Below are 20410 nucleotides of genomic sequence, written 5' to 3'. Positions count from 1 at the left end.
ATAGCACCGACCCGATGGCAATGGACAGCCGGGGCGCAAGAACATGACCATTTGCTCATGCGCGGGCGGTGCGACGCCGCGGGCGTCCGCTTTCAGCCCGGTCTGAACCATCCGGCCAGCCGGGCCGGTTTCGCCATGTCGCCTGGCACCGGTGGGGCGGCATCATCCTGCGCCAGCGACGGGCATTCGCGCAGTTTGCGTTCAACCCCGCGCCACACCCGGTCCAGCGCCTGGGCGGCGGGCGAATTGGCGGCAAACGTGCCGATCGGCGCGCGGCGAAAGGCGATGCGTTCGATTTCCGCCGACATCGGAACGACGGGGTAATCGGCCATATGCCCGTTGCGGGCGTTCTGGTGTTCGCGCCGGCGGCCATCGAACATCGACAGCACGGGCAGGATCGGCGGATGGCGCGTGGTCAGCGACCGCAGATCGCGCATCATCAGATCCAGCGCGCGGGCCGCCAATGGCGATGGCGGCAGGGGCACGACCACCACATCGGCGGCCAGCAGGACCTGATAACTGACCTCGTTCTGCAGGGCCGGGCAATCCAGGATGATCCGCTGATACTGCCGTTTGAAACGCCCGGTGATTTCGGCCAGCCGCTGCCGCCGCCCCAGCCGCGCCAGTTGCCACGACAGCGTGCGCAGCGAATCATCGGCGCACAGCACATCCAGCCGGTCATAGCGGGTCGGCATCACCAGCTGTTCGGGGCGCCCTTCCTTTTGGAAAACCCCTGCGACATTGCCGGATTCGCGGCTTTTCAGGTCCAGCAGATAGGCCGCGCCGCCCTGCGCATCCAGATCCCACAGCAACGTGCGGGCATTGCCCAGCGCCGCGCTGCGCCATGCCATATCCATCGCCAGGGTGGTTTTACCGACCCCGCCCTTTGGACTGTACACGGCAACCACATGACGACGCGTGTGCGGCACGTATCTGCACCCTTTGCCCGGCCGGACCCACCCCTCGCAGGCCCCCCCCCCTCGCGGAGCTTTGCTCGGGCGCGCAAAGGAATGCCTTAAAACCGGCTTTACCACAATCCGCATGACAGCGCATTGCTGTCCCGTTTTAGACAATGGGCGGGCGGCCGGCGTTATCCCCCCAGCGCGCGGTGGCATCCGATCAGCGCGCGGGCCAGGCCGGTGCGCGCCGCCACCAGCGCGCGCGCGCTGTCAATCCGCCGCGTTTCACCGGCGACCAGTTCGATCCGGCTGATGTCGCCCGCGTGCTGGCTGGCACGGATGCGGTCGAGCGCCGCTGCCGCCGCGGCATCGGCAGCCACGCGCGCGGACAGCGTTGCACGCGCCGCTGCCAGCGCGACAAAGGCATTTTCGACATCCGCCCCGGCCGACAGCACCGCGCCGCGATAGGCGGCCAATGCCTCGCGCTCGGCACCGCGCGCCTGCGCCACTTCGCCATCGACCCGGCCGAAATCGAACAATCGCCAGCGCAGGCCAACCGCGCCGGTGATCACATTCGCCCCGCCCGTGCCCAGCAATGACAGATCATTGCTGGAAAACCCGAACAGCCCCGACAGGCTGAATTTGGGCCAATATTCCGACAGCGCAGCGCCGATGCGGGCATGACTGCCGCGCAACCGCGCCTCCGCCACCACCAGGTCGGGGCGCGCGCGTAACAGATCGGCCGGGGTGCCGGCGGCGGGTTCGGCCGCGACCGGCAGCGGCGCGATGTCGGTGACCGCGGCAAGTTCGGGCAGCGTTGCCCCCGCCGGGCGCCCGGTCAGGATCGCCAGCCGGTGCTGCGCGGTGGCGATGGCGGCCTGGCTGTCGGGCAGCGCGGCGGTGATCGCGTCGCGCAGTTCATCGGCATCATCGCTGTCGCGTTGCGCGGCATCGCCGCGGGCAACGCGCGCCGCCACGATCTGCGCCTGCTGGGCAATCAGATCGCGTTCATGCAGCAACAGCGCGTGATCGGCGCGCGCATTGCGCCAGGTCATATAGGCATCGGCGATTTCGGCGGTGATCGCCAGCCGCGTGACATCCACCCCCGCGCGTGCGGCCACGGCATCAGCGCTGCTGCCACGCGCCTGCGCCGCCAGCCCGCCGGCAAAATCGATGTCCCAACCGGCCGAAATGCCGATATCGCCCTGGTTCTGCACCCGTGACAGCGTTGGCACATAGCGAGTCAGCCGCCCCAGCCCGCTTTCCACTGACTGCCGCTGGCGCGCGATGGTGCCTTGTGCCTGCGCACTGGGCAATTGCGCCGCACGGGTTTGCCGTGCGACCGCGCGTGCCTGATCCAGCCGCGCCAGCGCGCCGGCCACATCCGGATTGTCGGCCAGACCCGCCGCGATCAGTTGGTCGAGCGCCGGATCGGCAAAATCGTGCCACCAGGGCGTGGGTGCGCTGCGCGGCGCGGCATTGGCGGCGGTCCACGCGGGGGGGACCGGCAATTGCGGCGGGCGATAGTCGCCCGCCCCGGCGCAGCCCGCCAGCAGCAGTGGCAGCAATACTGCAAGGGTGCGGGCCTTGGCGGTGGTGCGCATCATGCCGGAACTCCTGCATCGGGCGTGACAGCCGCGCTGGCTGGCGCGGCGCGGCCACCGTGCGCCAGCAGCAAATACAGCGCGGGCGTCGCAATCCGCGCCAGCAGGGTCGATGTGACCAGGCCGCCGATCATGGTGATGGCCATCGGCGAATAGAGCCCGCTGCCCTCGATCGCCAGCGGCAGCAGCCCGCCGATGGCAGTGATCGAGGTCAACAGCACCGGCATGAACCGGGTTTCGCCGGCGCGTTCGACCGCTTCGCGCACCGGCATCCCGTCACGCCGCAGCTGCTCGGTAAAATCGACCAGCAGGATGGAATTCTTGATCTCGATCCCCACCAGCGCGATCATGCCGACAGCGGCGGTGAACGACAGGCTGTTGCCGGTCAGCCACAGCGCCAGCACCGCCCCGAAAATGCCCAGCGGGATGACCGCCGCCACCGCCAGCACATTGCGGAAACTGCCGAATTCCAGCACCAGCACGGCCAGAATGCCGACCGTGGCGATCACGATCGCGGGCAGCAGCCCGCCAAAGCTGCGCGCGGAACTTTCCGCTTCGCCCGCCACATCCAGATGGTATCCCGGCGGCATTTGTACCGCCTGGTTCAACCGGGCGATGGCCGCGCTGGTGGCATCGGCGACCAGCACGCCCTTTGCGACATAGGCGGTCAGCGTGACCGCGCGTTCGCGCTGGTGCCGCTGGATCGATCCCGGTCCGCTGTCGAGCGTGACGTGCGCCAGCGCCGACAGTGGCACGCTGCCACCGCTCAGCGTGGGCACAAAGATGCGGTCAAGCGCGGCGATTTCGCGCCGGCCCTGCATCGGCAGGCGCACGGTTACGGGATATTGATCACCATCACTGTCACGCACGATCGCCGGGGTCGCCCCGCCGATCGCCAGTTGCACCGCGCTGCGCAAGGTCCCGGGGGCAATGCCGATGGCGCGGGCGCGGTCTTCGTCGACGGTCAGGTGCAGGTCGGTGCGCACCGCGCGCAAGGGGTTGGACACATCGCGCAGTTGCGGCAGGTCGCGCAGTGCGGTTTCGCCCGCATCGGCCAGCCGTGTCAGCACGGCAAGGTCGGGGCCGACCATGCGCAGCGCCACCGGCGCCTCGGTATTCGGGCCCTGGACAAATTCGATGACCTTGATCCGCGCACCGGGGATCTGCGCAAAATCACTGCGCAACCGCGCCAGCACGGTGGGCGATGTGCGGGCATCCCAGGCCTGGAACGATGCGGCGACTTCGCCCAGGGCCGGGTCTTCGGCCGTGGACGGGTTGTTGTAATAGATCTGCGGGCTGCCGCGCCCGCTGTTTTCAACTGTCCAGGCAATCGATGGTTCGCGTTTAAGCCGGGTGGCCACGGCATGGACCACGCGGTCGGTGGCGGCCAGCGCGGTGCCGCGCGGCATTTCCACCCGCACGATAAACTGCGGCAGGTCGGCGTTGGGAAACAGGCTGCTGCCGATCGCCCCGGTCAGCGGCACCGCCAGCAACGCGATCAGCGCGATCAGGCCCAGTGCCGGCCATGGCCGATCAAGCGCGCGGTGCAGCAGCGGGCTGTACACCCGCTCAATCCCGCGATGCAGCGCACGCAGCATGGCGTTGCCTTCGGGGTCGGCATCGCGCGGCAACAGCCGGCTGGCGATAAACGGGATCAGCGTCAGCGCGACGATCAGCGACCCGGCCACCGTGCCCAGCACCGCCACCGGCATTGACCGGATGAACGCGCCCGATCCTTCGGGCAGCGCGATCAGCGGCAGAAACGCGAAAATCAGGCAAGCGGTGCAGCCGATCACCGCCAGCGCGATCTGGTTGGTGCCGGCGATCGCCGCGGTGGTCCGGCTGGCGCCATCGCGCAGCCAGCGCGACACGTTTTCGATCACCACGATCGCATCATCGACCAGCAGCCCCAGTGACAGCACAAACCCCGCCACCGACAACTGGTTGATATTGAACCCTGCCACCGACAGCACCAGCACCCCGATCAGCAGCGACACCGGAATGGCGATCATCACCACCCCCGCCGCGCGCCAGCCCAGTGGCAGCAGCGTGATCCCAACGATGACGAACGCCAGCAGGAAATCGCGCGCCAGCAGGTGCATGCGATGCTGCACATTGGGGCCTTGCAGAAATCCGGTTTCCAGCCGCACGCTGCCGGGCAGGGTCTGGCGGAACTGGTCTGTGACCGCGGTGATGCGGTTGGTCAGCGTGCCGATATCCTGATGATCGGCCTGTGATGCGGTAACCATGACCGCGCGGTGGCCGTTAAAGCGCATGACATGCGTGGGTTCGGCGCTGTCCCACGCGACATGCGCGACATCGCCGACGGTCAGCAATTTACCCCCAGGGGTGGGCAAAGGGACCGCAGCCACCGCCGCCGCATCGGGAAACGCCCCGCCATAACGCACGCTGAACCGGCGGTCGCCGGCATTGACCGACCCGATCGGGGTATCGACCCCGGCCGCGCGCAGGGCATCCACCACCGCGCCGGGGTTCAAACCGATCGCAGCCAGCCGCGCGCTGTCCAGCGCAACCGCCACTTCATTTTGCGGTGATCCATAGACTTCGGCCAGGCGGATGCCGGGAATGCGGGCAAAGCGGTCGCGCAAATCGCGCGCCAGTTTGTCCAGCGCGCGCGTAGGCAGCACATCGCTGGTCAGCGCGAATTGCGCCACCGGCACGTTGCTGGGCCGCGCGCGTTCGACTTGCAGCCGGGTGATCCCGGCGGGCAGGCGCGCACGCAGCGCATTCACTTCGCGCACCACTTCATCATATTTGCGGTCGGTTTCAGTGCCCCAGATATATTCGCCCTGGACCACCGCGACGCCATCGCTGCTGACCGAGCGTACCTCTCGCGTGGCATCCAGCCCGGCCAGCGCATCTTCGATCGGTTTGGTCACTTGCGCTTCGATATCGCGCGGGTTGGCGCCGGGCAGGACTGCGGTCACGATATACAGCGGAAAGGTCAGCTGCGGGTCTTCGGTCTGGGGCAGGGTGGCAAAGGTCAGCACACCCAGCGCGGTGACCAGCACGGTCGCCAGCAGCGAAAATTGCCAGCGTTCGACGGCAAAGGCGATGATCCGGTTCATTCGCCGATCACCGCAACCTGCTGGCCCGGGGCGACAAAGCCGGCACCGGTGGTGATCACCCGCGCACCCGCCGGCAATCCGCCGACCAGCGCATCGCGGTCGTCAAACCCGTAAAAGCGCAAGGTGTGTCGCTGTGCGCGTCCGCCGCCATCGATCAGCCAGACATCGGCGGAATTGGCGCTGGCATCGATCAGCGCCTCTGCCGGGATGCGCTGGCGCGGCCCGGTCGCGGCCGTGGATGCCGGGGCGCTGGCAAAACCGACCGCTGCCGGGCTGCCGCTGGCCAGGCGGATCGGCGCCGTCAACCGCACCTGCACCGCGACCAGCCCGCTTTTGGCATCGGCCCCGCCTGCCACCCGCCAGACTGTTGCCGTCAGGGGCGCGGTGGCGCCGGCCGGCCACACCTGCGCCAGCGTCCCGCGCGTCAGCCGCGCGGCCATGTCTGCCGGCACATCGGCCACTGCCAGCAGCGGCGATGCGCGATCGGCCACGCGCACCAGCGGCGCGCCCGCGGCAACGGTTTCGCCCGCTTCGGCCTGGCGCGCCAGCACCAGCGCGGCAAACGGCGCCCGCAGGCGGGTAGAGGCCAGATCATACTGTGCGGCGTTCAGCCCCGCGCTGGCGCTGCGTGCGGCATCCTGTGCGGCGGCAGCGGCGGCCGGGCTGGTCGCGCCATCGGCAACCAGGCCGGCGATACGATCGGCATCACGGCGGGTGCGCGCGGCATCGGCGGCGCGCATGGCCGCAGCCGCGGCATAAGCATCGGGTTCGATCGCGGCGACCAGCGCGCCCGCCGCCACCACATCGCCCGCGCGCAGCGGCAGGCTGGTGATCCGGCCGGGCAGGCGAAACGACAGCGTCGCTTCGTGGTCATAGCGGATGGTTGCGGCATAGCGCGCGCCGCTGCCGTCGCCCGCCGGATCGGCCATCCCCACGGTTACCGCGCGCACGGCCAGCGGCGGCGCGGCGCTGCCTGCCTGCGCGTGTTGCGGCTGGGCCAGTGCCAGCCCCAGCACCCCCGCACCCACGGTGGCGAACGCAGCACAGACAAGCAGACGACGATTGGTCATGACGGCGATTCCCCCCGGGGACATGTGACACGCCCCTAATAGCCAATCAATGATAGGTATTCAAGAACTACCTATCATTGATTGGTTGACGTCCGGGCCGTTCCGCGCGAAACCGGCGTCATGGATGATATCGCCAGGCGGCCCCGGCCAGGGGAACGCCGTGAACAGATTCTGACCGTTGCGCTGCGCCTGTTTGCCGAACGGGGCGTGGGCAATGTCACCACGCGCCAGATTGCGCAGGCGGTGGGCATATCGCAGCCGACGCTCTATGCGCATTTCCCCTCGGCCGATGCGATTGCCGATGAACTGTGCGTGCGCGCGTTCGACACACTGCATGGCCGGTTTGCGACGATGCTGGCCGCTGTCGCCGATCCGAGCGCGCGGCTGGATGTGCTGGGGCGGGCCTATATCGAATTCGGGCTGGAACACCCCGACATGTACCGCATTGCGTTTATGCCGACGCATGTGGAAACGGTTCAGTCCAGCGCGGTGGTTGGTCTGGCCCAATCTGATCTGGCCCAATCTGATCCCGGCATGGTGGCCGGTCTGCGCGCGTTTTCGGCGCTGCGCGATCAGATTGTCCAGATCCGCGGGGTGGATGATGATGAAATCGGCGTGATTGCGCAGGCGATCTGGGCGACGGTGCATGGCCTGACCTCGCTGCTGATCGGCAAACCGCAATTTCCCTGGGCAGAGCGTGAACGGCTGATCCTGGCGGTGCTGGCGATGGGCCGGGGCTATGTCGATGGCCAGCGCGTGACCGGCGCGGGCTGAACACGGGTTGTTGGCGCAGGTCGGACGCGCCGGGTTTGGGTATGTTCCGATGGTGCCGGTTGCCGGGCGACGGCGGTATCACCCGTTTTGCTACGGCTGCTACCCGCCCCGCCACCCGCAAAGGCCCGCCATGATCGACAGTCCAGCGCAGTTGCAAGGCCGGATCGACGCGCTGACCGCCACGGTCAGGGCCGCGGCCGATGCCCAGGCCGGATTGTGGAACCCGCGCATCGACCGCGCCGCGTTTCGCCCCAGCGCGCACAATCTGGCCAGCTATCTCGCGGTGCGCCGCCACGATCTGCGCCCGTTGCAGCGCCCGTTGATGGCGCTGGGGCTGTCGTCGCTGGGTCGGCTGGAGGGACGCGTGCTGCCCAATCTGGGCGCGGTCAGCCATGCGCTGGCGGGCCTGGCCGGAACCGCGACGGGCGATCCGGTGCCGTCGTGGGAATTCTTTGCGGGCGAAACACGGCTCGACGCCAACACGCGCGAAATCTTTGGCAGCGCCACCGCCATCGCGCTGCTGGTGACCTGCCCGGCAGAGGCGGCGGACAGCGGCGAATTCATGATGGCCATGGCCAAGCGGCGCGTGACCGCCGTGCGCATCAATTGCGCCCACGATACCCCGGAAAAATGGGCCAGCATGATCGCTTATGTGAAGGCGGCAGAGCTCGCAACCGGCCACCGCATGGCCATATTCATGGATCTGGCCGGGCCGAAAATCCGCACCGGGCAGGTCCACCGGCCCGGACGATCGCATGCTTCTGCCAAGCGGCATCGCCGCGCCTATCGTGGTGACCTGATCGCGCTGACCGCCATTGGCGATCTGCACAGGGCCGATGTCGCAGGCCGCCATTTCGCGGTCGAATGTACCGAGGCGGAGCCCTTGCGCGTTTCGCACCAAGGTGATTGCGTGATGCTGGACGACGGGCGGCTGGTCGCCACGATCGAACGCGTTGCCGACTGGGGCGTGGTCGCGCGCGTGACCACCGTGGCCGATGAAGGCGTGGCGATCAAACCCGAAAAAGGGCTGAATTTCCCCGACCGCCAGCTGGATATTCCGGCGCTGACGCCAAGGGATCGCCACGATCTGGCGTTTGTTTGCGCGCATGCCGATGCCGTGGCGTTTTCGTTTGTGCAATCGGCTGATGACGTGGTGGAATTGCAGACGGCGATGGCGGTGCTGCGCCCGGACGATTGGCAGACAATGCCGATGATCCTGAAAATCGAAACCGCGCGCGGCGTTGCCAATCTGCCCGAAATCATCGTGCAGGCGGCGGGCCGACAGCCGACCGCGGTGATGATCGCGCGTGGCGATCTGGCGGTGGAAATCGGTTTTGCGCGCACCGCCGAAATCCAGGAAGAGATCCTGTGGCTGGGCGAAGCCGCCGATGTGCCGGTGATCTGGGCCACGCAGGTGCTGGGCGATCTGATCGCCCATGGCATGCCATCGCGCGGCGAAATGACCGATGCGGCGATGGCGGCGCGGGCCGAATGCGTGATGTTGAACAAGGGGCCGCATCTGAACACGGCGATCGACCAGTTGCAGGCGCTGCTGGCGCGCATGCACGACAACCAGCACAAAAAGACCCCGGGTTTGCGCGCGTTGAAAAGCTGGAACGTGCCGGGCGCAGCGACAGCGTGATGGGGCGCGGGGCGGCAGGTATGAGTCGCGCGGAGCACGGCCTGGTATCAGGCGAAACATCGGTTGACTAATTCGTTCGATTGAATGAATTTGGAACTGTGTCACTCATACCGCCACTTTCGACTGATTCGCGCCTGCTGGATGTGGCGGTCGACCATTTTGGCCGGCTGGGTCTGGATGGCGCCAGCACGCGGTCAATCGCCCGCGATGCCGGCACGCCGATGTCGTCGATCACATATCATTTCGGCGGCAAGCAGGGGCTTTATCTGGCGGCGGCGGACCATATCGCGGCGCATATGCGCGCGCAGATTGCGCCGACGCTGGAACATGCGGAACGGCTGTACGGCGATCAGAACGATGGCACCCAGAACGATGGCACTCAGCACGATGGCACCCAGAACGATGGCATTGCCGCGCGCGCGACGCTGCATGCAATCATCGCCGGGATGGTCGCGGTCATGTTGCAGGACCAGACCGCCGCGATGGCGCAGTTCATCGTGCGCGAACAGGCCGATCCGACCGAAGCGTTCGACCGCATCTATGCCGGGTGCATGGCGATGATGCTGGACCGCATCACCGTGCTGCTGCAGCAGGCGTCGGGTGCGTGGATCACCCTGCCGCAGGCGAAAATGCGCGCGATCACGCTGCTGGGGCAGGTCATGGTGTTTCGCATTGCCCGGGCCACGGTCATGACCGGCATGGGCTGGACGCATATCGGCAGTGATGAGGCAGCGGTGATTACCCGCACCATCGCCGCCAATCTTGATGCCATCATTGACCATTTGCAAGCCGGAGCGCCCGCATGAATCGTCGTCGCATCGCAGGAATTGTGGCGCTGGCCGCGCTGGTGGTGGCCGCACTTGCCACGCGTGGTTTCGGGCTGGTGGCACCGCCGGAGGCCGCCGGGCTGACGCTGCATGGCAATGTCGATATCCGCATGGTCGATCTGGGCATGCGGGTCGCGGGCCGGATCGCGACGATCCCGTTTGACGAAGGCGCACATGTCGCCAGCGGCACGGTGCTGGCCACGCTCGATCCCGCGCCGCTGCGCGACCAGCTGCACGCGGCAGAGGCGCAACTGGCCGTCGCCGGTGCCGAGCTGGACAAACGCCGCGCCGGCAACCGGTCACAGGATATTGCCCAGGCGCGCGCCAAACTGGCCGATGCACAGGCCGCGCTGACCGCCGCGAAACAGGATTACGACCGCCGCGCCGACCTCGTCAAAACCGGCGCGGTGGCGCAGGCGCTGTTCGACAGCACCGGGGCAAAGTATCGCTCGGCCCAGGCGCAATTCGCCGCCGCGCAAGCGGCGCTGTCCTTGCAACAGGCGGGCGCCCGTCGCGAAGACATTGCCGCCGCCGCCGCGACGCAGGCGCAGGCCCGCGCGCAGGCGGCCAAGGCCGGCACCGATCTGGGCGATACTGTGCTGCGCGCGCCCAACGACGGCACGATCCTGACCCGCGCGCGCGAACCCGGCGCGATCGTGCAGCCGGGCGAAACCGTGCTGACGCTGACGATCGACCGGCCGATGCGCGTGCGCGCCTATATTCCAGAGCCTGATCTGGCGCGGATTGCGCCGGGCATGGCGGTCACGGTCCGCACCGACGGCAATGCCAGAACCTATCACGGCACGATCGGCGCGATTGCGGCCGCGGCCGAATTCACGCCAAAGACCGTGCAGACCGAATCGCTGCGCAGCGATCTGGTGTACCGGGTGCGGGTGATCGTGACCGACCCCGACGACGCGTTGCGCCAGGGCGCGCCGGTGACCGTGGCGGTGCCCGGCGCGCGGCCGGCCGCGCATTGATATGGCCGATATCGCCGAAAATGCCCCGCTCGCCTTTGTCACAGGCCTGACCAAGCGGTTCGCCGGGGCAGACGCACCGGCGCTGGACGCGGTGTCGATGGCGGTGGTGCCCGGCGTGATGACCGGGCTGGTCGGGCCGGACGGGGCGGGCAAAACCACGCTGATCCGCGTGCTGGCCGGGTTGATCGATCCCGATGCCGGGGCGGCGCGCGTGTTCGGGCGCCCGGCGACGGATACCGACCGCAGCATGATCGGCTATATGCCGCAGCGGTTTGGCCTGTACGAAGATCTGACGGTGATCGAAAACCTGCGGCTCTATGCCGATCTGCGCGGGTTGCCGCCGGGCGAACGCGCGCAGAATTTTGAACGCTTGCTGGATTTCACCGATCTGCACCGCTTTACCGATCGGCTGGCGGGCAATCTGTCGGGCGGAATGAAACAGAAACTGGGGCTGGCCTGCGCGATGGTCCGCGCGCCCCGGTTGTTGCTGCTGGATGAGCCTGGCGTCGGCGTCGATCCGGTGTCGCGGCGCGAATTGTGGCAGATGGTGCAGGGGCTGGCGAACGACGGCATCGGCGTGTTGTGGTCCACCGCCTATCTCGACGAAGCGGAAAAATGCGACACCGTGACGCTGCTGAACGAGGGTCGGGTGCTGTACGATGGCCCGCCCGACCGCCTGACCGATACCGTTCGCGACCGCGTCATTCGGGTGGTCGTGCCCTCCGCCACGCGCCGCATCAGCCTGCAACACGCGCTGGACAATGCGGCAATCAGCGATGGCACGGTGCAGGGTGATGCGCTGCGGCTGATGCTGCGCGCCGATACCGCACAGCCGTCGGCGGCGGCGCTGGGGCTGGCCGCCGATGCGGCAATCACCCCGGCGCGCCCGCGGTTTGAAGATGCGTTTATCGATTTGCTGGGCGGCGGGCCGTCGGGCACATCGCAACTGGCGGTGCAATACCGCCTGATCCCGCCCAGCGATGCGCCGGCGATTGTCGCCGACCGGCTGACCCGCCGGTTCGGTGCCTTTACCGCGGCCGATCAGATCAGCTTTACCGTCCCGCGCGGGCAGATTTTCGGGCTGCTGGGCCCCAATGGTGCGGGCAAATCGACCACGTTCAAAATGCTGTGCGGGTTGCTGACGCCCAGTGCCGGCAATGGTGCGGTGGCTGGGTTCGACTTGCGCCACGCCAGGGCCGATGCGCGCCAGTCGCTGGGCTATATGGCGCAGAAATTTTCGCTCTATGGCGATCTGTCGGTGCGGCAGAACCTGGCGTTCTTTGCCGGCACGTATGGTCTGCGCGGGGTTGCGGCGCGCGATGCAATCGACCGCGCGATCGAAATCTTTCACCTGGCGCGCTATCTCAACGCCAATGCTGGCACGATGCCGCTGGGTTTCAAACAGCGGCTGGCGCTGGCCTGCGCGGTGCTGCATCAGCCCTCGGTGCTGTTTCTGGATGAGCCGACGTCGGGCGTGGACCCGTTGGTGCGGCGCGAATTTTGGACGCATATCAACGGCATGGTCGAACAGGGGGTGACCGTGCTGGTCACCACGCATTTCATGGATGAGGCCGAATATTGCGACCGCGCCACGCTGATCTATCGCGCGCGGCAGATTGCCACCGGCACGCCTGACGAACTGAAGGCGATGGCGGGCAGCGCCGATGCATCGATGGAAGATGCGTTTGTGGCGCTGATCGCCGCATCTGACCAGGCGGCACAGGCGGCATGAGCGAAGGTCATACTTCCGGGTTCGATCCGCGCCGGTTCCGCGCGATGCTGGTCAAGGAATCGCTGCAGATCGCACGTGATCCGTCGACATTTCTGATCGCGTTCGTGCTGCCGGTGTTGTTGCTGTTCCTGTTCGGCTATGGCGTCAATCTGGATACCGCGCGCAGCCGGGTGGGCGTGGTGGTGCAGGACAACAGCGCCGCCGCCAGCAGTCTGGCCGGCGCATTTCAGGGATCGCGCTGGTTTGACGTGGTCGCCACCGGCAGCGTCAGCACGCTGTCGCCCGATCTGGTGGCGGGGCGCATTCGCGGCATCGTGGTCATTCCCGATGGCTTTGGCCGCGCGGTGGCGCACGGCGGCGGCACCATCCAGGTGCTGACCGACGGATCGCTGCCCAACACCGCCAGCTTTATCGGCGCCTATGCCGAAGGCGTGCGCGCCACCTGGGCCGCCGCACGCAGCACTGATCATGGCGCAGTGCACCCGCCGCCAATCCAGACCGTGTCGCGGTTCTGGTTCAATCCCGAATTGAAAAGCCGTTACAACCTGGTGCCCGGGTCGATCGCGGTGGTGATGACCATGGTCGGCACGCTGCTGACCGCGCTGGTCATCGCGCGCGAATGGGAACGCGGCACGCTGGAGGCGGTGATGGCCACCCCGGTGGGCATGGCCGAATTCATCGCCACCAAGGTCGTGCCCTATTTCCTGCTGGCGCTGGGGTCGATGACGCTGTGCACGGTGCTGGCGATCACCGTGTTCGGGGTGCCGTTCCGCGGATCGCCGCTGGCGTTGCTGGCGATTGCATCGGCGTTTCTGTTTCCCGCGCTGGGGCAGGGGCTGCTGATTTCGGCAGCGACCAAAAACCAGTTTGTCGCCAGCCAGCTGGCACTGCTGTCGGCGTTTTTGCCGACCATGCTGTTATCCGGATTTCTGTTCGAAATCAGTTCCATGCCCAAACCGATTCAGGCGATCAGCTATCTGGTGCCGTCGCGCTATCTGATCCCGCAATTGCAGACGGTGTTCATCGTCGGGGATGATTGGGCGCTGTTTTTGCCGAACATCGCGGTGTTGCTGGGGTTTGGTACGGTGTTTTTTGTGCTGGCGGTGCGTGCCACGCGGCGGCGCATCGCATGATCGCCGCGCTGCTGGGGCCACGGCTGGCCGCGATCATCATCAAGGAGCTGTGGGCGGTGCTGCGCGATCCGCGATCGCGGCTGTCGCTGCTGATGCCGCCGCTGCTGCAGCTGCTGGTGTTCGGCTATGCCTCTACCATGGAGGTGCGCCATGTGACGATCGGCGTGCTCGACCGCGATGGCGGGCAATGGAGCCACGAGATTGTGCAGCGGCTGGCGGGCAGCCCCAATGTCAAACGCATCGTCCGGCTGGATTCGGAAAACGCGCTGGCGCGCGCGATCGATACCCAGCAGGTGATTGCCGCGGTGCAGTTCGACAGCCATTTTTCCGCCGATGTCAGCGCGGCGCGCGGCGCGGTGGTCGGCGTGGTGTACGACGGGCGCAAATCGAACGCGGCGCAGATCGTCAGCGGCTATATCGATCGCATCGTGGCGGGGGTGGCGGGCGATATCCACACTGCCAGGCCGCCGGCACCATCGGGATCGTCCAGCAATGTCACGTGGTTCAACCCCAATCTGGATTACCTGTGGTTCAGCATCCCGTCGCTGGTGGTGATCATCTCGCTGGTATCGTCCACCGCGGTGGTGTCGCAATCAGTCGCCCGCGAAAAGGAACTGGGCACCTATGATCAACTGATGGTGTCGCCATTTCGCGTTTGGGAAATCCTGGCCGGCAAAATGGTGCCGCCGGTGCTGGTCGGGCTGGCCAATGCCACGCTGTATCTGGCGATGAATCCGCTGATTTTCGGCGTGCCGTTTACCGGCTCGCTGTGGCTGTTCTATCCGTCGTTGCTGGTGTTTCTGCTGGCGGTCAGCGGGATCGGCATGCTGATATCGGTGGTCGCCAATACCCAGCAGCAGGCGTTTCTGGGGATGTTTGCGCTGACCGTGCCGGTGTTCCTGCTGTCGGGCTATGCCGCGCCGATCGACAACATCCCGCCGTTTCTGCAGATCCTGGCCGAGGCGAACCCGGCCAAACATTTCCTGATCGTGACCGAGGGCCTGTTTCTGAAGGGCATGCCCGCCGCCGACGTGTTCGCCAACACCTGGCCGATGGCGGTGATCGCGGTGGTGACGATCGCTGCCGCGTCCTATCTGTTCCGTTCGCGCCTGGAGTGACCCCGATGCGCCGCCTGAAACCTGTTGTCCTGTTGCTGCCGCTGGCCGCTGCCGCCTGCACGGTCGGGCCCGATTATCACCGGCCGGTGGTGGCGGGCGACACTGCCGCGTGGCTTGCGCGCGCAGATCCGGCGCCGGCAGATGCGGCGCCATGGCAGGCCCTGCACGACCCGGTGCTGAACGACCTGATCGACCGCGCGCTGACGGCCAATCCCGACAGTGTAGAGGCGCAGGCCCGCCTGCGCGAAGCGCGCGCGCAGCTGGGTGTGGCACGCGCCGCCACGCTGCCGCGCGCATCGCTCAACGGATCGGCGCAACAGACGCAGACCAGCCTGAACGGCCAGTTTCCCGCCGCCAGCATCCCGCATTATGTGCGCGATTTTTCGCTGTACGATGCGGGGTTTGACGCATCGTGGGAAGTGGATCTGTGGGGTGGCCAGGCCCGTGCGGTGCAATCCGCGCGCGCGCAGATTGCCGCCGCGCAGGCCCGCGCGCAGGGCGTGGGGTTGCAGACCGTGGCCGAAGTCATGCGCGCCTATGCGCAATTGCGCGGCAATCAGGCGCTGTTGGCCGCCGCGCGTGCCGATGCCGATGCGCAGGGCCGCGCTGCGCAGTTGATCCACCAGCGCTATCAGGCGGGCGAAGCCGCGGCGTTTGACGACAGCCGCGCGCGCGAAACGGCGCGCACCGCGCAGGCGCCGATCGCCGGGCTGGACGCGGATGCCCGCGCCGCCGCGTTCACGCTGGCGCTGCTGACCGGGCGCCCGCCCGAAGCGGTGACCGACCTGATCGATGCCCCCGCCGCGCTGCCGGTCCTGCCTGCCAATCTGGCAGTGGGCGCGCGCGCAGACATGCTGCGCCGCCGGCCCGATGTGCGCGCGGCAGAGGCCGATCTGGCGGCCGCCACCGCGATGATCGGGGTGGAAACCGCCAACCTCTACCCCCGGCTGACGCTGTCGGGCAGCGTGGATGCGCAGGCGCGAAACCCCGGCGATCTGGTGTCGGGCAACAGCATCGGTTTTGGCGTGGGGCCGCGCCTGTCGTGGGCGCTGTTCGATGCCGGGCGTGTGCATGCGCAAATCCGTGGCGCCAATGCCCGCGCCGATCAGGCCGCGGCACGCTATACCCGGGCGGTGCTGAACGCGCTGGCCGACAGCGAAACCGCGATCAACCGTTACGCCGCGTGGCAGGCCACACTGGCGGAGCGCGACGCCGCGCTGGCCGCCAGCCGCCAGTCGCTCGACCTGGCGCGTCAGCGTTACACCGCCGGTGAGGATGACCTGGTCGTGCTGTTGCAGGCGCAATCGGCGTTTTCCAACGCCACGCGCGGCGCGGCGCAGGCGCACCAGGCCGCGTTTGAATCCTATGCTGCGCTGGTCAAGGCGCTGGGCGGGGGATGGCAGGTTTCATCACCCTGAATTGTCCATTCGGCCGATGAGCCGGTGCGCAGGCTGTCGTGCCGCCCGCGCACCGTCGGACTGCGTCATCACGATTCACTGTTGCAAATGAGAATGCGTCGCAATACCGTGCGTTCATCAATCAGGGATGAATCATGCGCGCCAACGTCATTATTGCTGCGACCACATTGTTTCTGCTCAGCCTGCCCCAGGCGGCGCGGGCCGATCCCGGGGTGGGTGACCCGGTCTATGGCGCGACCCTGCAGCGCGGCACGCTCGAACTGGAATCGCGGCTTGGCCGGCTGACCGGGGGCGCGCGCGATGCCACCGACGGGCTGGTGCTTGAAGGCGAATATGCCTTTTCCAATCGCTTTGCGGCCGCCGTCCTGGTGGAAACCGGGCGCGAACCGGGGGGCGCGCGCCACGTCGAAGCCACCGCGATTGAAATGATCCACACGCTTGGGCGGATCAAACCGCTGGCGATCGATGTCGCGCTCTATGGCGAATACAAACACGGCCTGCGCGGCAACGACGACGCGTTGGAGGCCAAACTGCTGATCGAACACCGCGCCGGGCCGTTTGACGCGCGGCTGAACCTGATTGGTGAACGCCCCTTGCGCAATGGCGAACCGGTCGAATTGAGCTATGCCGGATCGGCCGACTGGGCGCTGATCGGCGATGAGGTGCGGGCCGGGTTGCAGGCGTTCGGCGATCTGGGCACCACCAAGCGCTTTGGCGGGCGGCAGGACGCCTATGTGGGCCCGGTGATCAAGGCCGAAATCGAACACATCGGCCCCGGCGAAATCGAGATCGAGGCCGGCTGGCTGCGCGCCTTTGGCAGCGCGCGCGACCACACCGGGGGCCAGGCCCGCCTGCTGATCAGTTACGAGATCAAACTATGAGCTTGAAACGGCGGGCCTTATTCCCACTCGATCGTGCCCGGCGGTTTTGACGTGTAGTCATAGACCACGCGGTTGATGCCCTTCACCTCGTTGACGATGCGCGTGGCGACGCGGGACAGGAACGCGCTGTCGAACGGATAGACATCGGCGGTCATGCCGTCGGTCGAGGTGACCGCGCGCAACGCGCAGACATAGTCATAGGTGCGAAAATCGCCCATCACGCCGACCGTGCGCACCGGCAGCAGCACCGCGAACGCCTGCCAGATCGCATCGTACAGTCCGTTCTTGCGGATTTCGTCGAGATAGACCGCATCGGCCTTGCGCAGGATGTCGCAGCGTTCGCGGGTGACTTCGCCGGGCATGCGGATGGCCAGGCCGGGGCCGGGGAACGGATGCCGGCCCACGAACACGTCGGGCAGGCCCAGTTCGCGGCCCAGTGCGCGCACTTCGTCCTTGAACAGTTCGCGCAAGGGTTCGACCAGTTGCATGTTCATGCGTTCGGGCAGTCCGCCGACATTGTGGTGGCTTTTGATCGTCACCGACGGCCCGCCGGTAAACGACACGGATTCGATCACATCGGGATAGAGCGTGCCCTGCGCCAGGAAATCCGCGCCGCCCACCTGCCGCGCTTCTTCTTCAAACACGTCGATAAACGTCTTGCCGATGAACTTGCGCTTTGCCTCCGGGTCGGTCAGCCCGGCCAGGCCGTTCAAAAACAGCGTGGCGGCGTCGCGGTGGACCAGCGGAATGTTGTAATGGTTGCGGAACAGCCCGACCACCTGTTCGGATTCGCCCAGCCGCATCAGGCCATGATCGACGAACACACAGGTCAATTGGTCACCGATCGCTTCGTGGATCAGCACCGCCGCCACCGCCGAATCGACCCCGCCCGACAGGCCGCAGATCACCCGCGCATCGCCGACCTGCGCGCGGATTTCGGCAATCTTGGTCTTGCGGAATTCGGCCATCGTCCAATCGCCGCGGCATCCGCAGACATGGCGCACGAAATTGGCGATCAGCCGGCCACCGTCTGCGGTGTGCACGACCTCCGGGTGAAACTGCGTGCCATAATATTTGCGTTCGTCATCGGCGATGACCGCAAACGGCGCGCCATCGGATACCGCGACGATGCGGAAACCGGGGGCAAATGCGGTAACCATGTCGCCGTGGCTCATCCACACCTGGTGGCGTTCGCCCACTTGCCACAGCCCGTCGAACAACACGCACGGCTCGGTCACGGTCAGGAACGCGCGGCCAAATTCGCCGGCATCGCCAGGTTCGACCTTGCCGCCCAGCTGCTCGCTCATCACCTGCTGGCCGTAACAGATGCCCAGCACCGGCAATCCGCTGTCAAACAGCACTTGCGGCGCGCGCGGAGATCCGTCGGCGGGCACGCTGGCGGGTGACCCCGACAGGATAATGCCCTTTGGCTTCATGCGGTGGAACGCCGCCTCAGCCTGGGTATAGGGGGCGATTTCGGAATAGACCCCGGCTTCGCGCACGCGGCGCGCGATCAGCTGGGTCACCTGGCTGCCAAAATCGACGATCAGGATGGATTCGGAAGGAACGATGCTCATGCCCGGCGGATAAAGGGCCGCGCGCGCACTGTCCAGCGTTGCGCCAAGGCTTTTGCCATCTCGCGCCATGCGCGAATCAGACCTCCCGCCCCGCCTCGCGAGCCCGACCACCACAGCATGATGGTATCATTGGTGGTCGGGTGGGGAGGAGGGGCGGGAGGTCTGACTGCACGTCAGTGCAGCATCGCATTACAGGTGCATTAAATGCAATTGCTTATGAGCTCTGCTCAATTGCGATATACGCCGATTGACGTAGTGGCACGCTCGTTCAGTGGCTCCGTGCACTTACACCCTGCCGGCGCGATGAACGGGAGAGACTGCCTGAAAGTGCACCCAACCAAGGAGCACACCATGCGCAGCTTTACAAACTATGTTCTGCCGATTCTGTTTGCCGCTGGCGTCAGCGGTCTGATGTTCACCGCAACGCTTGCTTAAGCCTTGCTTACGCGAACTGCGGTTCGGCAACCGTACACTCTGCACGACGGCTGACCCACGGGGGCAATATTGCACCCCGCCGGGCAGCCGTTTGGCGTGTTGACGCGCCTTTTGCATTTTGGCGCCAGGCCGCCGATAATGCCGGCGTGACCACCCCCATCACCCGTTTCGCCCCCAGCCCGAATGGGCCGCTGCACCTGGGCCATGCCTATGCGGCGATTGTCGCGCACGATCGCGCCATGGCCGGTGGCGGGGAATTTCTGCTGCGAATCGAAGATATCGATGGCGCGCGCAGCCGGCCTGACCTCGCCGATGCGTTTCGCGCTGATCTGGCCTGGCTGGGGCTGAACTGGCGCGAAGTCCCGCCGCAATCGACCCGCATCGATACGTATCGCGATGCGCTGACCGGTCTGATGGCGCTGGGATTGGTCTATCCGTGCGTGTGCACCCGCACCGATGTTGCACGCGCCGCCACGCGCATGGGCCCCGATGGCCCGGTCTATCCCTCCACTTGCCTGCGTCGCGGGGTGCCGCCCGGGCCGGATGTGGCCTGGCGGCTGGATATGGAACAGGCGGCCGAACTGGTGGGCGACCTGACCTGGCGTGATGAACGGCGGGGGGTGCAGGTCGCCCGGCCCGCGCTGTTTGGCGATGTGGTGCTGTGGCGCAAGAATGCGCCGGCCAGCTATCATCTGGCGGCGACGATCGACGATGCCGCCGATGGGGTCAGCGTGGTGACGCGGGGCGCCGACCTGTTTGCCTCCACCCATGTCCACCGCCTGTTGCAGGTGCTGCTGGGGCTGCCCGAACCCGTCTGGCACCACCATCGCGTGCTGGTAGAGGCTGACGGGCGCAAGCTGGCCAAGCGGCGCGGCGCCGATCCCATCGGGGACCGGCGGCGCGCGGGCGAGGATGGCCGCGCGGTGGCCGCCGAACTGCGCTGCGCACTCTTTGACACTGGTATTTCCCTGTCGGAGTACCTAGATACTCCACTATGATATTTGTCCTGGTTCCCGTGCTGTTGGTCCTGATGGGCCTGGTCGTCTGGTCACTGGTGCGGGGCATTGCCGCGTTCCTGCAAACCACCCGCGCCGGGATCGATCGCGGTGACGAAGGCATCCGCGACATGCAGATGTTGCAGAACCGGATGATGTTCAACCGCATCAAATTCCAGGGTCTGGCGATCGTTGTGGTGGCGATCCTGCTTGCGGTTGGCGGCGGTCACAAGTAA

Annotated in this window: 16 protein-coding genes; 11 read left to right on the top strand and 5 right to left on the bottom strand. The window is 66.7% G+C overall.

Annotation, left to right across the window (positions count from 1 at the left end; genetic code table 11):
• Positions 1-92: 92 nt before the first annotated feature.
• The 4 genes from ABWP89_RS00345 to ABWP89_RS00330 form a co-directional block, all read right to left on the bottom strand.
• Positions 93-929 (bottom strand): ParA family protein, encoded by an 837-nt coding sequence (locus ABWP89_RS00345; protein ID WP_353226442.1) that lies wholly within the window; start codon positions 927-929, stop codon positions 93-95.
• A 161-nt stretch (positions 930-1090) separates the two neighbouring features.
• On the bottom strand, positions 1091-2506 hold the full coding sequence (locus ABWP89_RS00340) for an efflux transporter outer membrane subunit (RefSeq protein WP_353226441.1): 1416 nt from the start codon (positions 2504-2506) through the stop codon (positions 1091-1093).
• The gene (locus ABWP89_RS00335) at positions 2503-5592 is read right to left on the bottom strand and encodes an efflux RND transporter permease subunit (RefSeq protein ID WP_353226440.1); all 3090 of its coding nucleotides are present in this window, start codon (positions 5590-5592) and stop codon (positions 2503-2505) included. The genes ABWP89_RS00340 and ABWP89_RS00335 overlap by 4 nt, the downstream gene beginning before the upstream one ends.
• Entirely contained in the window at positions 5589-6662 is a 1074-nt protein-coding gene (locus ABWP89_RS00330) for an efflux RND transporter periplasmic adaptor subunit (protein WP_353226439.1), read from the bottom strand. Before ABWP89_RS00330 ends, ABWP89_RS00335 begins: the two co-directional genes overlap by 4 nt.
• A 120-nt stretch (positions 6663-6782) precedes the next feature.
• Between ABWP89_RS00330 and ABWP89_RS00325 the strand changes: the two genes are divergently transcribed.
• The 9 genes from ABWP89_RS00325 (at position 6783) to ABWP89_RS00285 (ending at position 17167) form a co-directional block, all read left to right on the top strand.
• Entirely contained in the window at positions 6783-7436 is a 654-nt protein-coding gene (locus tag ABWP89_RS00325; RefSeq protein ID WP_353226438.1) for a TetR/AcrR family transcriptional regulator, read from the top strand.
• A 130-nt stretch (positions 7437-7566) separates the two neighbouring features.
• The gene (locus tag ABWP89_RS00320; protein WP_353226437.1) at positions 7567-9078 is read left to right on the top strand and encodes a pyruvate kinase; all 1512 of its coding nucleotides are present in this window, start codon (positions 7567-7569) and stop codon (positions 9076-9078) included.
• Between the two features lie 98 nt (positions 9079-9176).
• Positions 9177-9884 carry a CerR family C-terminal domain-containing protein gene (locus ABWP89_RS00315; RefSeq protein WP_353226436.1) on the top strand — a complete coding sequence of 236 codons (708 nt, stop codon included), beginning with the start codon at positions 9177-9179 and terminating at the stop codon, positions 9882-9884.
• On the top strand, positions 9881-10885 hold the full coding sequence (locus tag ABWP89_RS00310) for an HlyD family secretion protein (protein ID WP_353226435.1): 1005 nt from the start codon (positions 9881-9883) through the stop codon (positions 10883-10885). Before ABWP89_RS00315 ends, ABWP89_RS00310 begins: the two co-directional genes overlap by 4 nt.
• 1 nt (position 10886) lies before the next feature.
• On the top strand, positions 10887-12617 hold the full coding sequence (locus ABWP89_RS00305) for an ATP-binding cassette domain-containing protein (protein WP_353226434.1): 1731 nt from the start codon (positions 10887-10889) through the stop codon (positions 12615-12617).
• Positions 12614-13750 carry an ABC transporter permease gene (locus tag ABWP89_RS00300; RefSeq protein ID WP_353226433.1) on the top strand — a complete coding sequence of 379 codons (1137 nt, stop codon included), beginning with the start codon at positions 12614-12616 and terminating at the stop codon, positions 13748-13750. The genes ABWP89_RS00305 and ABWP89_RS00300 overlap by 4 nt, the downstream gene beginning before the upstream one ends.
• Positions 13747-14868: an ABC transporter permease gene (locus ABWP89_RS00295; protein ID WP_353226432.1), complete on the top strand. Its 1122-nt coding sequence runs from the start codon at positions 13747-13749 to the stop codon at positions 14866-14868. Before ABWP89_RS00300 ends, ABWP89_RS00295 begins: the two co-directional genes overlap by 4 nt.
• Before the next feature lie 5 nt (positions 14869-14873).
• Positions 14874-16286 (top strand): efflux transporter outer membrane subunit, encoded by a 1413-nt coding sequence (locus ABWP89_RS00290; RefSeq protein WP_353226431.1) that lies wholly within the window; start codon positions 14874-14876, stop codon positions 16284-16286.
• 134 nt (positions 16287-16420) lie between these two features.
• A complete protein-coding gene (locus tag ABWP89_RS00285; RefSeq protein ID WP_353226430.1) occupies positions 16421-17167 on the top strand; it encodes a hypothetical protein in 747 nt (248 codons plus the stop codon).
• A 17-nt stretch (positions 17168-17184) separates the two neighbouring features.
• On the opposite strand, the gene guaA is transcribed toward ABWP89_RS00285, so the two are convergent.
• Positions 17185-18744, bottom strand: coding sequence for a glutamine-hydrolyzing GMP synthase (guaA, locus tag ABWP89_RS00280; protein WP_353226429.1), 1560 nt, complete (start codon positions 18742-18744; stop codon positions 17185-17187).
• 581 nt (positions 18745-19325) lie between these two features.
• Between guaA and gluQRS the strand changes: the two genes are divergently transcribed.
• Both gluQRS and ABWP89_RS00270 read left to right on the top strand, forming a co-directional pair.
• Positions 19326-20177, top strand: a complete 852-nt coding sequence (gluQRS, locus tag ABWP89_RS00275; protein ID WP_353226428.1) for a tRNA glutamyl-Q(34) synthetase GluQRS — start codon at positions 19326-19328, stop codon at positions 20175-20177.
• Complete coding sequence (locus tag ABWP89_RS00270; protein ID WP_353226427.1) at positions 20174-20410, top strand: hypothetical protein; 237 nt, start codon at positions 20174-20176, stop codon at positions 20408-20410. Before gluQRS ends, ABWP89_RS00270 begins: the two co-directional genes overlap by 4 nt.

The sequence above is a fragment of the Novosphingobium sp. genome (assembly GCF_040398825.1).
Classification (GTDB): Bacteria; Pseudomonadota; Alphaproteobacteria; order Sphingomonadales; family Sphingomonadaceae; genus Novosphingobium.
This window is presented reverse-complemented; position numbering and strand designations above follow the sequence as displayed.

Coding starts and splice junctions, on each gene's coding strand:
- ABWP89_RS00300 (WP_353226433.1), top strand. CDS start 12,614: ATGAGCGAAGGTCATACTTCCGGGTTCGATCCGCGCCGGTTCCGCGCG.
- ABWP89_RS00330 (WP_353226439.1), bottom strand. CDS start 6,662: ATGACCAATCGTCGTCTGCTTGTCTGTGCTGCGTTCGCCACCGTGGGT.
- ABWP89_RS00335 (WP_353226440.1), bottom strand. CDS start 5,592: ATGAACCGGATCATCGCCTTTGCCGTCGAACGCTGGCAATTTTCGCTG.
- ABWP89_RS00340 (WP_353226441.1), bottom strand. CDS start 2,506: ATGATGCGCACCACCGCCAAGGCCCGCACCCTTGCAGTATTGCTGCCA.
- ABWP89_RS00325 (WP_353226438.1), top strand. CDS start 6,783: ATGGATGATATCGCCAGGCGGCCCCGGCCAGGGGAACGCCGTGAACAG.
- ABWP89_RS00305 (WP_353226434.1), top strand. CDS start 10,887: ATGGCCGATATCGCCGAAAATGCCCCGCTCGCCTTTGTCACAGGCCTG.
- guaA (WP_353226429.1), bottom strand. CDS start 18,744: ATGAGCATCGTTCCTTCCGAATCCATCCTGATCGTCGATTTTGGCAGC.
- ABWP89_RS00290 (WP_353226431.1), top strand. CDS start 14,874: ATGCGCCGCCTGAAACCTGTTGTCCTGTTGCTGCCGCTGGCCGCTGCC.
- ABWP89_RS00295 (WP_353226432.1), top strand. CDS start 13,747: ATGATCGCCGCGCTGCTGGGGCCACGGCTGGCCGCGATCATCATCAAG.
- ABWP89_RS00310 (WP_353226435.1), top strand. CDS start 9,881: ATGAATCGTCGTCGCATCGCAGGAATTGTGGCGCTGGCCGCGCTGGTG.
- ABWP89_RS00320 (WP_353226437.1), top strand. CDS start 7,567: ATGATCGACAGTCCAGCGCAGTTGCAAGGCCGGATCGACGCGCTGACC.
- ABWP89_RS00270 (WP_353226427.1), top strand. CDS start 20,174: ATGATATTTGTCCTGGTTCCCGTGCTGTTGGTCCTGATGGGCCTGGTC.
- ABWP89_RS00285 (WP_353226430.1), top strand. CDS start 16,421: ATGCGCGCCAACGTCATTATTGCTGCGACCACATTGTTTCTGCTCAGC.